The sequence below is a fragment of the Streptomyces sp. NPDC051020 genome (assembly GCF_040683105.1).
Taxonomy (GTDB): Bacteria; Actinomycetota; Actinomycetes; order Streptomycetales; family Streptomycetaceae; genus Streptomyces.
This window is the reverse complement of record NZ_JBFBCG010000056.1, coordinates 39,996-54,980: the sequence shown is the minus strand read 5'-3', so window position 1 is coordinate 54,980 and position 14,985 is coordinate 39,996. Positions and strand designations below refer to the sequence as shown.

The window sequence follows — 14,985 nt, the reverse complement described above, 5'->3', positions numbered from 1 at the left end:
CGTCCCGGCCCTCCACCACCAGATCCCACAACTCATCCGGAGAACCCACCCCACCCGGATAACGGCACGCCATCCCCACGATCGCAATCGGCTCGGTGGCGTCGTCGGTGAGGCGGTCGTTGTGCGAGCGGAGGCGTTCGTTCTCGACCATGGCCGCGCGGAGGGCGGCGACCAGCTGCTCTACAGATGCTTCCATGATGTTTCTCAGCCCTCGCTCGGGTTCCGGGTGGGGTCGGCGGCCGCGAGCGCGGCCCGCACCAGGTCGTCGACGTCCATGGTCCTGATCGCTTCGCCGGCCTGCCCGGCCTCGCCCTGGAGGGCTCGCGTACCGGATGCGACGGCGGGTGCTGCCGGGTGGTCGGCCAGTTTCAGCAGTTCGTCCAGCAGGCCGGAGTCGCGGAGTGCGTCGACCGGGATGGTGGTGAGCGCCTGCCGGATGGAGGCGTCGTCCCGGTCCCCTGCCGCCCCCGTAGCGTTCCGGGCGGAGGCGGGTTCGGGAGCGGTCTCGGGGGTGTTCTCCTCGATGCCCGGCGGGAGTTCGTCGAGCAGGAAGTCGGCCAGCACCATCGGGCTGGGGTAGTCGAACATGAGGGTCGCCGGGAGGCGGAGGCCGGTGGCCTTCTGCAGCCGGTTACGCAGGTCGATCGCGGCGAGCGAGTCGAGGCCGAGCTCGGTGAAGCCCTTGGAGACGTCGATCGTGGCGGGGCCGCTGTGGCTGACGCCGGCGACCTCCTCGCGTACGACGTCCAGCACGGTGCGCTTGCGTTCGGCCGCCTTCATACCGGACAGCCTTTGTTCCAGGGTCAGTTGAGTGGCGGCTGCGCTCACCGTCGTGACGGCGGGGGCGCGGACCTCCTTACGGACGGTGGGCCGTTCCGGAGCGCCGAGTACGTCCTTCAGCAGGTGCGGCGGTTCGGCGGTGGTGTGCTGATCGCGCTGCACCCGTATGGGTACGAGGACCGGCTGGTCGAGCTCCAGGGCCTCGTCGAGGAGCGCGAGGCCCTCGGCGGTCGGCAGGGCGGGCATGCCCATGGTGCGCATGCGTCGCAGGTCCGCGTGGGTGACGCCGCCGCCGAGGCCGGTCTTGGTCTCCCAGAGCCCGAACGCCAGTGACGTGCTGGGGAGTCCGGCGGCGCGGCGGTGGGCGGAGAGGGCGTCCAGGAAGCGGTTGGCCGCGGCGTAGTTGCCTTGGCCTACGCCGACGACGAGTCCAGCGCAGGAGGAGAAGAGGATGAACGCCTTCAGGTCCAGGCCGCGTGTCGCCTCGTGCAGGTTCCAGGCCGCGTCCACCTTGGGGCGCATCACCGCGTCGACCTGTGCGAGGGTGAGGCCGGCGAGGAGTGCGTTGTCCATGACGGCGGCCGCGTGCACCACCGCCGTCAGCGGGTGTGCGGCGGGGATGCCGGTCAGGAGGTCGTCGACGGCCGCGCGGTCGGCGGTGTCGCAGGCCGCGAGGGTGACGTGGGCGCCGAGTCCGTGCAGTGCGTCGCGCAGTTCGGTGGCGCCGGGGGCGTCCTCGCCACGTCGACCGGCCAGCAGGAGATGGCGTACACCGTGCTGTTCCACCAGGTGGCGGGCGACGACGGCGCCGAGGCCGCTGGTCCCTCCGGTGATCAGTACGGTGCCGTCGGCGTCCCAGGGCAGGGGCATGGTGGGTGCTGCCGCCGCCACCCGGGCAAGGCGGGGTACGCGTACTTCGGCGCCGCGCAGGATCGCTTCCGGTTCACCGGAGGCGGCCACGGCGGGGAGCGACTCGCGGGCGGTGGCGCTGCCGTCGGAGTCGACGAGCACGAACCGGCCCGGGTACTCCTCCTGTGCGGAGCGCAGGAGCCCCCACACCGGCGCCTGGACGAGGTCCACGGGGGCGGCGTCGCTCTCCTTGACGGGGAGGGCGTTGCGGGTGACGACGATGAGGCGGGACTGGGCGTACCGCTCGTCCGCCAGCCAGGACTGCACCGTGTCGAGGACGTACCCGGTCACGGAGCGGACGGCGGCCGGGATGTCCTCATGGTCGCCGGAGGAGCCGCCAGGGAGGCCGGACGGTACGGGCAGGACGACGATCCCGGGTGCGGGTGCCCCGCCGGAGAGGGCGGCGCCCAGTGCCGTGAGGTCGGGGTAGAGGGTGCCGGTGGCAAGGTCGGTATCGACGCCGATCACCGCCCAGCGGTCGGTGGACGCGGCGACGGCCCCGCCGAGCGGGAGTTGCTGGGTGACCAGCTGGAACACGGCCTCGCGCTCGCCGCCCCCGGCAGCGGCCGCGGCGTTGACCTTGGCCGCCGTGACGGGCCGGACCACGAGCGAGTCGATGGTGGCGACCGGGGTGCCCGAGGGGTCGGTGAGTTCCAGGCGCACCGCGTCCGAACCCTGTGAACGGTGGGACTCGACGGCGGTGATGCGCACCCGCAGCCGGGAGGAACCGGCCGCGTGCAGGGTGACTCCTGACCAGGCGAACGGCAGCTGGGTGCCGCCGACGTCCTGAGGGCGGCGGCCGTCCATGAAGTCGGTGGCGCTCAGGGCCGCGTCGAGGATGGACGGGTGGAGGCGGAACTCCTTGCCGACGTCCAGAGAGTCCTCCGGCAGGGACACCTCCGCGAAGGTCTCCTTGCCCCGGGACCAGATGCCGCGCAGGCCCCGGAACATGGGTCCGTAGCCGTAGCCCTGGCCGGTGAGGTAGTCGTACACGCCGGAGATGTCGACCTCGGTCGCGCCCGTGGGCGGCCAGTCGGCCGGGTCCAGGGTAAGAGTGCCGGCGGGCGGCGCCTGGGCGGTTCCGGGGGCGAGTACACCGCTGGCGTGCTTGCTCCAGGGGGCGTCGGACCGGGCGTCGTCGGGCCGGGAATAGACGGCGAGGGAGCAGCGTCCGCCCGCGTCGGGTGCGTCGACGACGACCTGGATCGCGAGTCCGCCGTGGGGCGGGAGCGGCATCAGTGCCTCGATGGTGAGTTCCTCGACCACCTCGCAGCCGACTTCCTCACCGGCCCGGATGGCCAGTTCGACGTAGCCGGTGCCGGGCAGCAGCACGGTTCCGAGGACGTCGTGGTCGGCGAGCCAGGGGTGGGTGCGCACGGAGAGGCGCCCGGTGAGCACCACGCCGCCGGCCTCCGGTGAGGCGACCACCGCGGCGACGGCTCGTCGACGTGCAGGGTCCGGGGCAGCAGGTCGTTGCGCAGGGCCATCACCATCTTGATGACGCCGCTGACACCGGCGGCGGCCTGCGCGTGACCGATGTTCGACTTCACCGAGCCGAGCCACAGCGGGCGGTCGGCGGGGCGGTCCTGGCCGTACGTGGCGAGCAGGGCCTGCGCCTCGATCGGGTCGCCGAGCCGGGTGCCGGTGCCGTGTCCCTCCACCGCGTCCACGTCGGCCGGGGTGAGCCCGGCGGCCGACAAGGCCTTGCGGATGACGCGTTGCTGCGAGGGGCCGTTGGGCGCGGTCAGGCCGTTGGAGGCGCCGTCCTGGTTGATGGCGCTGCCCCGGACGACCGCGAGGACGGGATGCCCGTTGCGGCGGGCGTCGGAGAGGCGCTCGATCAGCAGCAGGCCGACGCCTTCGGCCCAGCTCGTGCCGTCGGCGGCACCGGCGAACGCCTTGGAGCGTCCGTCGGCGGCGAGGCCGCGCTGGCGGCTGAAGTCGACGAAGATCTCCGGCGTCGGCATGACGGTGACACCGCCCGCAAGGGCGAGATCGATCTCGCCGGTGCGCAGCGCCTGGCAGGCCATGTGGAGGCTGACCAGGGAGGAGGAGCAGGCGGTGTCGACGGTGACGGCGGGGCCTTCGAGGCCGAGCGCGTAGGCGACGCGGCCGGAGGCGATGCTGCCCGCGCTGCCGTTGCCGAGGTAGCCGGCCAGGTCGTCGGGAACGTCGGTGACCCGGCTGCCGTACTCGTGGTACATCACACCGGCGTACACACCGGTCTGGCTGCCGCGCAGCGTCTCCGGGTCGATCCCGGCGCGCTCGAACGTCTCCCACGCGCACTGGAGCAGCAGTCGTTGCTGCGGGTCCATCGCGAGGGCTTCGCGCGGCATGATGCCGAAGAACTCGGGGTCGAACTCGGCGGCGTCGTAGAGGAATCCGCCCTCGCGTACGTAGGTGCGGCCGGGGAGCCCCGGTTCGGGGTCGTAGAGGGCGTCGCTGTCCCAGCCGCGGTCGGCGGGGAAGTCGCCGATGGCGTCGACACCGTCCGCGACGAGGTCCCACAGGTCCTCGGGCGAGCGGACTCCGCCGGGGAAGCGGCAACTGATGGCCACCACCGCGATCGGGTCGTCGTCGAGGGCCGCGACCGGCGCGACAGGGACGGGGGAGGCAGTGGCCGTGCCGGTGAGCAGGGTGTCGAGATGACCGGCCACGGCACGGGAGTTGGGGTAGTCGAAGACCAGGGTCGCGGGCAGCCGCAGTCCCGTCGAGCCGACCAGCAGGTTGCGCAGTTCGACGGCGGCGAGGGAGTCGAATCCCTGGTCGCGGAAGGCCGTGTCGGGTCCGACCGCCTCGGGCGACGGATAGCCGAGCACGGAGGCGACCTGCGTGCGGACGGTGTCCAGCAGGATGCGGGCGCGCTCCTCGGGGCTCGCACCGGCCAGGCGCCGTTCCAGGGCGGAGCCGGTGGCAGTCGCCTGTACGGTGCGGCGCGCGGGGGTGCGGACCCTGCCACGCAGCAGGGCGGGCAGTTCGTCGTTGCGGGCGGCGAGCGCCGCCGCGTCGATGGTCAGGGGGACGACGACGGCGTCCTCGGCGCCGAGGGCGGCGTCGAAGAGCGCCAGGCCCCGGGCGGCGGGGAGAGCGGGCAGGCCGAGCCGCCGCATTCGGTCCAGGTCGGCTTCGGTGAGGTCGCCGCCGAGCCCGGTGCTGACCTCCCACATGCCGAACGCGATCGCCGTCGCGGGCAGTCCGGCGGCGACGCGGTGGGTGGCGAGCGCGTCGAGGAAGACGTTGGCCGCCGCGTAGTCGGCCTGTCCGGCGGCCAGAACGAGTCCGCCCGCCGAGGAGAACATCACGAACGCGGTGAGGTCGGTGTCCTTGGTCAGTTCGTGCAGGTGCCAGGCGCCTTCGGCCTTGGGCCGCAGGACGGCGTCGAACCGCTCGGGTGTGAGGCTGCCGACCAGGCCGCCGTCGGCGACCGCCGCCGCGTGCACGACGGCGCGCAGCGGGTGACCTGCGTCGATCCCCGCGAGCAAGGCGGCGAGCCCGTCACGGTCGGCCACGTCGCACGCGGCGACCGTGACCTGGGCGCCCAGGCCGGTCAGCTCGTCGGTGAGTGCACCGGCGCCGGGCGCCTCCGCGCCGCGTCGGCCGACCAGCAGGAGGTGTCGTATGCCGTGCTCGGTGACGAGATGGCGGGCGACGAGTGCGCCGAGGCCGCTGGTGCCTCCGGTGATCAGCACCGTGCCCTCGGGGTCCCACGGGGCGGGAGGCACGGGGTCGGGCCCGGTGGCCCGACCCAGGCGCGGTACCCACAACTCGCCGCCACGCAAGGCCGATTCGGGTTCGCCGGAGGCGATGGCGGCGGCAAACGCCTCATCGGTCGCCTCGGCGTCGTCGTGCACGTCGACGAGTTGGAACCGGCCCGGGTTCTCGGCCTGCGCGGCCCGCACCAGACCCCATACGGGGGCCTGGGCCGGGTCCACGTCCTCGCCGGGCACAACTGACATCGCGCGCCGGGTCACCACGATCAGGGGGCCGGTGACCGTCTCGGGCTCGGTGAGCCGGTCCTGCACCGCGCCGAGCACCTGGTGAGTCAGGGCGCGCACCGCGTCCGGGACGTCCGTACCCTCCGGTGCGGACGGGCAGCGCAGGACCGTGCACTCGGGGGCGGTGGCGTCGGCCGTCGCGGCGACGGGCGCCGTCCGCTGCCAGAGGACACGGTGGAGGGAGGCGGACGCGGCGCCGGAGGCGGCGGCGATCTGCTCCGGGGAGACCGCGCGGGAGACCAGGGACTCCACGGTCGCCACCGGTGCGCCGCTCTCGTCCGCGACCACGATGGCGGACACCTCGTCGCCGCGTACCCGCTGGATGTGGACGCGCAGCGAGGAGGCCCCCGCGGTGTGCAGGGTGACGCCGTTCCAGGAGAACGGCAGCAGGGTCGCGGCATCAGGGGCCGGGTCGGTGAGCAGGTCGGCGTGCATGGCGGCGTCGAGGAGCGCGGGGTGCAGCCCGAAGGCCGCCGCCTCACCGCGAGCGGGGTCGTCGAGGGCGACCTCGGCGAACACGTCGTCGCCGCGCCGCCAGGCGGCTCGCAGCCCCTGGAAGGCGGGACCGTAGGCGTATCCGCGCTCGCTCAGCCGCTCGTAGGCGGAGGCGGTGTCCACCGGGGTGGCACCGGGCGGTGGCCACTGGGTGAGGTCGAAGGCCGGGGCGGGTGCCTCGCGGGTCAGGGTGCCGTAGGCGTGCCGGGTCCAGGGGGCGTCGGGGTCCGTGGAGCCGCGCGAGTGGATGCTGACGGAGCAGGCGCCGGAGGGGTCAGGTGCGCCGACGACGACGCGCAGGGCGACTCCGCCCCGGGCGGGGAGGGTGAGCGGCGCTTCGAGGAGCAGTTCCTCGATCCGGCCACAGCCGACGTGGTCGCCCGCCCGCACCGCGAGTTCGACGAAGCCGGTGCCCGGCAGCAGCACGCTGCCCAGGACCCCGTGGTCGGCGAGCCACGGCTGCGTGCCGGTGGCGAGCCGTCCGGTGAGGACGACTCCGCCGTTGTCCGGCGTCGCCACGGCGGCGCTCAGCAGGGGGTGGGTGACGGGTTCGAGGCCCACTGCGTCCAGGTCACCGGGGGCGGTGGGGAGGTCGAGCCAGTAGCGCTGGTGCTGGAAGGCGTACGTGGGCAGGTCGGGGCCCTGCCCGATGCCACGGAGACCGAAGAAGGCGTCCCAGGCGACGGTGACGCCTCGCGTGTGGGCGCGGCCGACGGCGGCCAGGAGTTCACGGGCCTCGGGCCGGTTGCGTCGCAGCGACGGGACGAACGCCACCGCGTCCGCGTCCTGGACACAGCCCTGGCCCATGCCGCTGAGCACGGCGTCGGGGCCGATCTCGATGTACGAGGTGACGCCACGGTCCTCCAGGAAACGGACCGCGTCCGCGAACCGCACCGCCTCGCGGACGTGCCGCACCCAGTAGTCGGCCGAGCCCCAGTCCTGCGCCAGGTCACCCGACACACCCGACACGACAGGAATCGACGGGGCGCCGAACGACAGCCCGGCCACCACCGCATCGAACTCCGCCAGCATCGGCTCCATCAACGGCGAATGGAACGCGTGGGACACCCGCAGGACACTCGTCCTGCGGTCCTGCGCCTCGAACGTGGCGACCAGCTCGGCAACCGCCGCCTCCGTGCCCGAGACGACCACCGAACGCGGCCCGTTGACCGCCGCGATCCCCACCTCGGCGTTCAGCAGCGAAAGCACCTCGGCCTCCGCCGCCTCCACCGCGACCATCGATCCACCGGCAGGCAGCGCCTGCATCAACCGGCCCCGGGTGACGACCAGTTCGGCCGCGTCCGGCAGCGACAGCGCGCCCGAGACGTGAGCGGCCGCGATCTCGCCGACCGAATGGCCCGCCAGGAAGTCCGGGCGTACGCCCCAAGATTCCAGCAGCCGGAACAGAGCCGTCTCCACCGCGAACAAGCCGGCCTGGGCGAACATCGTCCCGTTCAACAGGTCGGCGTCCTCACCCCACACCACCTCCCGCAGACTCAGGCCCAACCGGGCGTCCAGCTCGGCGACCACCGCATCGAACGCCTCCGCGAACACCGGGTACGCCTCGTACAGCTCCCGGCCCATCCCGAGCCGCTGAGCGCCCTGTCCCGTGAACAGGTAGGCGACCTTGCCCTCGCTGACCCTGTCCCGCACCGGCCCCATGCCAGAGGCCAACGCCGCAAGGACGGCGGCGAGTTCGGCGCGGTCGGCTCCGAGTGCGACGGCGCGGTGGTCCAGGGTGGCGCGGGTCGTCGCGAGGGCGTGGCCCGTCTCTGCGAGGACGTCGTCCGGGACGGTCGCGAGGTGGTCCAGCAGGCGCGTCGCCTGGGCGCTCAACGCGTCCGGGGTCTTCGCCGAGAGCGGCCAGGCGACCAGGCCGGACGTGGACTGCGCCTGCGCCGGCTCCGGCGCGTCCTGCGGTGTGGTGGCGGACGGCTCCTCGATGATCACGTGGGCGTTGGTGCCGCTGATACCGAACGACGACACCCCGGCACGGCGCGGGCGGCCGTGCGCGGGCCAGGCGGTGGGCTCGGTCAGCAGGGCGACGGCGCCGGAGTTCCAGTCCACCTGGGGCGAGGGTTCGTCGGCGTGCAGGGTCGCGGGCAGGGTGCCATGGCGCATCGCCTGCACCATCTTGATGACGCCCGCGACACCGGCCGCCGCCTGGGTGTGGCCCATGTTGGACTTGATGGAGCCGAGCAGCAGCGGGCTGCCGTCCTCGGAGCGCTCCTGGCCGTAGGTCTCCAGCAGTGCCTGGGCCTCGATCGGGTCGCCGAGGGTGGTGCCGGTGCCGTGGCCCTCGACCGCGTCAACGTCGGCGGGGGTGAGCCCGGCGACGCTCAACGCACGGCGGATGACGCGCTGTTGTGCGGGGCCGTTGGGGGCGGTGAGGCCGTTGGAGGCGCCGTCGGAGTTGACGGCGGAGCCCCGGACGATGCCGAGGACGCGGTGACCGTTGCGTTCGGCATCGGAGAGGCGCTCCAGCAGGAGCATGCCGACGCCCTCGCCCCAGCCGGTGCCGTCGGCGCCGCTGCCGAACGACTTGCACCGGCCGTCGGCAGCGAGACCGCGCTGCCGGCTCATGTCGACGAACGTGTCGGGGGTGGACATGACGGTGACGCCGCCCGCGAGGGCGAGGGAGCAGTCGCCACGACGCAGGGCCTGGGAGGCCCAGTGCAGGGCGACGAGGGAGGACGAGCAGGCGGTGTCGACGGTGACGGCGGGGCCCTCGATGCCAAGGGTGTAGGCGACGCGTCCGGACACGACGCTGGCGAGGCTGCCGTTGCCGTGGTAGCCGGCCACGTGCTCGGGCAGCGGGCCCAGCCGCAGGCCCCAGTCGTGGTACATCACCCCGGCGAACACACCGGTGTCGCTGCCGCGCAGGGAGTGCGGGTCGATGCCCGCGCGCTCGACGGTCTCCCAGGCGATCTCCAGCAGCAGTCGCTGCTGGGGGTCCATGGCCTGGGCCTCGCGGGGGCTGATGCCGAAGAACTCGGCGTCGAAGTCGGCCGCTTCGTAGAGGAAGCCACCTTGGTCGGTGAGGCTCTTGCCCGGGACGCCCACCTCCGGGTCGTGGATGTCGGTGTCCCAGCCCCGGTCGGTGGGGAACGCCGAGACGACATCGCGTCCCTCCTCGACCAGGCGCCACAGCTCCTCGGGCGAGGTCACGCCGCCGGGATAGCGGCAGGCCATGGAGACGATGGCGATGGGGTCGTCGTCGGACGCGATGGGGGCGGCCGGGGTGTGGTGGCGGGCATTGTGTTCCGCGTCACCGCCGAGGCGGGAGGCGAGGTGGTCGGCGAGCGCGCCGGGCGAGGGGTAGTCGAAGACGAGGGTAGCGGTCAGCGGCAGGCCGGTGGCGGAGCCGAGCCGGTTGCGGAGTTCGACAGCGGCGAGCGAGTCGAAGCCCATCTCGTTGAATGCCCTGGTGGGGACGACGCGTTCGGGCCCGTCGTGGCCGAGGACGGCGGCAACCTGCGTGCGGACGAGGTCGAGGAGGATTTCGCCGCGCTCGGATCGGGTCAGGCCGGTCAGGCTGCGCGCGAGGGACTGCTCGACGCTGACGCCGCCGGCGCCCACGGCGCGGCGCGGCGGTCGGACCAGGGCGCGCAGGAGGGCCGGTACGTCGTCGGCGCGGGCGTGGAGCGCGCGCAGGTTCAGCCGTACGGGGACGACGGCCGGGTGGGCGTCGGTGGTGGCCGCACGGTCCAGCAGGGCGAGGTTCTCCGCGACGGACAGGGGCTGGAGGCCGAGGCGTTCGATGCGTCGCAGCGCGGCCTCGTCGAGGGAGCCGCCCATGCCGCCGGTGCCGGTCCACAGTCCCCAGGCGAGTGAGGTGGCCGGGAGGCCGAGGGCGGCGCGGTGGGTGGCCAGGGCGTCGAGGAAGACGTTGGCGGCGGCGTAGTTGCCCTGTCCGGCACCGTCCAGGAGGGTGGCGGTGGAGGAGAACAGGACGAACGCCGACAGGTCGCTGTCGCGGGTGAGTTCGTGCAGGTTCCAGGCACCGTCGGCCTTGGGGCGCAGGACGGTGTCCAGGCGTGCGTCGTCGAGGGAGTCGATCAGTCCGTCGTCCAGGACGCCCGCCGCGTGCACGACCGCGCTGAGCGGGAGCCGGTCCGGTACGGCGGCCAGGAGGTGGGCCAGCGCGTCGCGGTCGGCGGCGTCGCAGGCGGCGATGGTGACCTCGGCGCCGAGCGCGGTCAGTTCGGCGCGCAGTTCCTCGGCGCCGGGGCTGTCGGCGCCCCGGCGGCTGGTGAGGAGCAGTCCCCGGACGCCGTGTGCGGTGACCAGGTGGCGGGCGAGGGTGGCGCCGACGCCGCCGGTGCCGCCGGTGATCAGGACGGTGCCCTCGCTTCGCCAGGGGGTGGCGCCGGTGGCCGGAACCTGGGTGGTCCTGGTCAGCCGGGGTACGTACAACTGGCCTTCGCGCACTGCGATTTCGGGTTCGGCCGAGTCGGCGATGAGGCGCAGCAGCGCGTCGGTGTCCAGTGAGCCGTCGGTGTCGAGCAGGAGGAAGCGGCCGGGGTGCTCGGCCTGTGCCGAGCGCACCAGGCCCCAGACGGGGGCCTGGGCAAGTGCGGCCTGCTCGCCGGGGGCGGCGGCGACCGCGCCGTGGGTCAGCACGGTGAGTCGCGCGGTGGCGGAGCGTTCGTCGTCGAGCCAGGACCGTACGGCGGTGAGGGTGGTGCCGAGGACGGTGCGCAGGTCGGCGGCGTGGTCGGTGCCGGACGGGGTCGTGCAGATGTGGACCGCGGTGTCGGTGGCCGGTGTGGTGGGGGCGGGGGTCGGCAGCGCGGTCCAGTGGACGTGGAAGAGCGCGTCGGGGTGGGCCGTGGCGGCGAGTTGGCCGGGGACTACGGGGCGGACGAGGAAGGAGTCGACGGAGGCCACCGGGGCTCCGGTGGCGTCGGCCAGTTCGAGGGCGACCTCGTCGGCGCCGGTGGCGGTGATGCGCACCCGCAGGGTGGTCGCGCCCGTGGCGTGCAGGGTGACGCCGGTCCAGGCGAAGGGCAGCAGGACGCGGTCGTCGGGACCGTCGGTGGCCACCTCGGTGGCGAAGTCGGTGGCGTGCAGGACGGCGTCCAGGAGCGCGGGGTGGAGGCCGAACGCGGACGCCGGATCACCGGCCGCATCGGGCAGCCGTACCTCGGCGAACACCTCACCCTCCCCAACCCGCCACACCGCGCGCAGGCCGTGGAAGGCGGGGCCGTAGCCGTAGCCCTGCGTGGCCAGGTCCTCGTAGAGGCCGGTGACGTCGACGGGCTCGGCGCCGGGCGGCGGCCAGCTGCCCTTGGCGAAGCCGGCGGCCTGCGGGCCGGACGGGTCCTGGGGGGCCAGGCGGCCGGTGGCATGCCGGGTCCACGGCGCGTCGGCGGGAGCGTCCTCGTCGCGGGAGTAGAAGGCGAGGGCGCGGCGGCCGTCGGCGCCGGGGGCGTCGACGACGATCTGGAGGGCGACGCCGCCCGTTGTGGGCAGGGTGAGCGGGGCCGCCATGACGAGTTCGTCGAGGCGATCGCAGCCGGTCTGTTCACCGGCCCTGACCGCGAGGTCGACGAAGACGGTGCCAGGCAGCAGGACGGTGCCCGCGATGACGTGGTCAGCGAGCCAGGGGTGCGAGCGCAGCGAGACCCGTCCGGTGAGGACGGCGCCTCCGGTGTCCGCGAGGCCGACGACCGCGCCCAGCAGGGGGTGGTCGGCGGCGACCTGGCCGAGCGCGGCCGCGTCCTGGGCCGTGTCGGGGGCGTTCAGCCAGTACCGCTCGCGCTGGAAGGCGTAGGTGGGCAGGTCGATCCGGTGGGCGCCGCTACCGGCGAAGAAGGCGTGCCAGTCGATGCGGGTGCCGCGCGTGTGGGCGGTGGCGAGCGCCGAGAGGAGCTGGCGGAGCTCGTCTTGTCCGCGCCGCAGCACCGGGGTGAACACGGCGGCCGGGTCGGCGCTCGCACGGCCCAGGGCGCAGAGCACCGGGTCGGGGCCGAGTTCGAGGAAGGTGGTGACGCCCCGGTCCATGAGCGCCTCGACGGTGTCGTGGAAGCGGACGGCGTCGCGGACGTGGCGCACCCAGTACTCGGGGTCGCCGAGTTCCCCGGCGGTGGCGAGCCGGCCGGTGAGGGCCGAGACGACGGGGATCTTCGGGGCGGCGTAGGTGAGGATCTGAGCGATCTGCCGGAAGTCGTCGAGCATGGGGGCCATCAGCGGCGAGTGGAACGCGTGGCTGACCCGGAGCCGCTTGGTGCGGTGCCCGGCGGCCTCCAGGCGGGCGGCGATGGCGGTGACCGTCTCCGCGTCCCCGGACAGGACGACGGAGCGTGGGCCGTTGACGGCAGCGATGCCCACCGTGTCGCGGCAGTCCGCCAGGTGCGGTTCCACCGTCTCCTCGGCCGCCTCGACGGCGATCATCGCGCCGCCCTCGGGCAGGGCCTGCATCAGCCGACCGCGCGCGGCGACGAGGGTGGCGGCGTCGTCGAGGGAGAGGACGCCGGCGACGTGGGCGGCGGTCAGCTCACCGATGGAGTGCCCGGCCACGTAGTCGGGCTGGACGCCCCAGGACTCCAGGAGCCGGAACAGGGCGACCTCGGTGGCGAAGAGGGCCGCCTGCGCGTACATGGTGCGGTCCAGCAGGGCCGCCTCGGGGGTGCCTTCGTCGGCGAACAGGACGTCCCACAGGGAGCAGTCGAGCTGGAGGTCGAGGTAGCCGATGGCGTTGTCGAGCGCCTTGGCGTAGACCGGGTAGGCGTCGTAGAGGCGGCGGCCCATGGCGAGGCGCTGGCTGCCCTGCCCGGTGAAGAGGAAGGCGGTCCCGCCCGCGACGGCCGAGGTGAGCACGTTCGGGGCGTCGTCGCCGTCGGCCACGGCGCGCAGCCCGTCGAGCAGGCCCGCGAGGTCGTCGGCGAGCACAACGGCGCGCTGCGGCAGCGCGGTACGCGTGGTCGCCAGGGAGCAGGCGAGGTCGAGCGGGCGGACGGCGGGGTCGCCCTCGACACGGGCCAGCAGGCGCCGCGCCTGGCCGCGCAGGGCGGCTTCGCCGCGGGCCGACAGAGTGAGGGGCACGGGCCGTACGGTGCCGGTGGGCGCGCCGTCGCCGTCGGCCGCCGCGGACTCCAGCGTCGGGGCCGGCGGCTCCTCGACGACGATGTGGGCGTTGGTGCCGCTGACGCCGAAGGAGGAGACGGCGGCCCGGCGGGGGCGGTCGCCGGGCGCCCAGGGCACGGGTTCGGTCAGCAGGCGGACGTCGCCCGCCGCCCAGTCGACGTGGGGCGTGGGGGCGTCCACGTGCAGCGTCGCGGGGAGCACGCCGTGCCGCATCGCCATGATCATCTTGATCAGGCCGGCCGAGCCCGCCGCCGCCTGGGTGTGTCCGATGTTCGACTTCACCGAGCCGAGCCATGCCGGGCCGTCGGAGCGGTCCTGACCGTAGGTGGCCAGGAGCGCCTGGGCCTCGATGGGGTCACCGAGGGTGGTGCCGGTGCCGTGCGCCTCGATGGCGTCGACCTCGCCGGCGGTGAGTCCGGCGTCCGCGAGGGCCTGGCGGATGACCTGGCGCTGGGCCCGGCCGCTGGGCGCGGTCAGGCCGTTGGAGGCGCCGTCCTGATTGATGGCCGTGCCACGCACGACGGCGAGGACAGGGTGATTGTTGGCCTGTGCGTCGGAGAGGCGCTCGAGGACGAACACACCGGCTCCCTCGGCGAAGGCGGTGCCGTCGGCGGCGGCGGCGAACGCCTTGACCGTGCCGTCAGCCGCGAGACCGCGCTGTCTGCTGAACGCGGTGAAGACGCCGGGGCTGCCCATGACGGCGACACCGCCCGCCAGCGCGAGGGTGCACTCGCCGCTGCGCAGTGACTGGACGGCGAGGTGGAGGCCGACCAACGAACCCGAGCAGGCGGTGTCGACGGTCAGCGCGGGGCCTTCGAGGCCGAGCGTGTAGGCGACGCGGCCGGAGACCACGCTCGGGGCATTGCCGCTGAGGAGGTATCCGTCCAGGCCGTCCGGCGCCTCGTGCAGGCGCATCGCGTACTCCTGCGGCTCGGCCGCGACGAAGACGCCGGTACGGCTGGAGCGCAGGGTGTCCGCGTCGATGCCGGCCCGCTCCAGGGCCTCCCACACGGTCTCCAGCACGAGACGCTGCTGCGGGTCCATCGCCAGGGCTTCGCGGGGGCTGATCGAGAAGAAGTCCGCGTCGAATTCGGCGGCTTCGGAGAGGAATCCGCCGTGGCGGGCGTACGTGGTGCCGGGGGTGGCCGGGTCGTCGTCGAAGAGCCGGTCGAGGTTCCAGCCGCGGTCGGTGGGGAACGCGTCGCGGATGTGGGTGCCCTCGGCGACCAGCCGCCACAGGTCGTCCGGGGACGCCACGTCGCCCGGGTAGCGGCAGCCGATGCCGACAACGGCGATCGGGTCGTCCTCGTCCGCGGTTCGGTGGGCCACGACCGGGTCGGGAAGGTCGGGCAGGCCCAGAGCCTCGGTACGCAGATGTGCGGCGAGGGCGGCCGGTGAGGGGTGGTCGAAGGCGACGGTAGGGGGCAGCGGGAGGCCGGTGGCCGCGACCAGCCGGGTGTGCAGGGCCACCAGCGCCACGGAGTCGAGCCCCAGCTCGCGGAAGGCGCGTGCCGGGTCCACGGTCTGCGCGGCGTCCGGCCGGGCCTGCCGCAGCACGGCGAGGGTGCTCTCACGCACCAGGCCGAGCAGCACCCGGGTCTGCTCCGAGGTGGGGAGGGATTCCAGCTCACGCACGAGTGCGGCCTGCTGCACCGTGCCCCCATCCGGCACACCGTCGGTGCCAGAGACGAAGTTTTCCGACTCAGTCATCTGCACT

2 protein-coding genes and 1 pseudogene are annotated in these 14,985 nt (G+C 73.9%); all 3 read right to left on the bottom strand.

The genetic code is table 11. The features are described from left to right. The coding region (locus AB0N06_RS26795; RefSeq protein WP_366137220.1) for a polyketide synthase docking domain-containing protein at window positions 1-196 on the bottom strand (196 nt) is incomplete at its 3' end. Between the two features lie 8 nt (window positions 197-204). Further along, window positions 205-3,090, bottom strand: a complete 2,886-nt coding sequence (locus tag AB0N06_RS26790; protein ID WP_366137219.1) for a type I polyketide synthase — start codon at window positions 3,088-3,090, stop codon at window positions 205-207. 104 nt (window positions 3,091-3,194) lie between these two features. Continuing rightward, a pseudogene (locus AB0N06_RS26785) lies at window positions 3,195-14,978 on the bottom strand (SDR family NAD(P)-dependent oxidoreductase); the annotation flags it as partial. Between the last annotated feature and the right edge of the window lie 7 nt (window positions 14,979-14,985).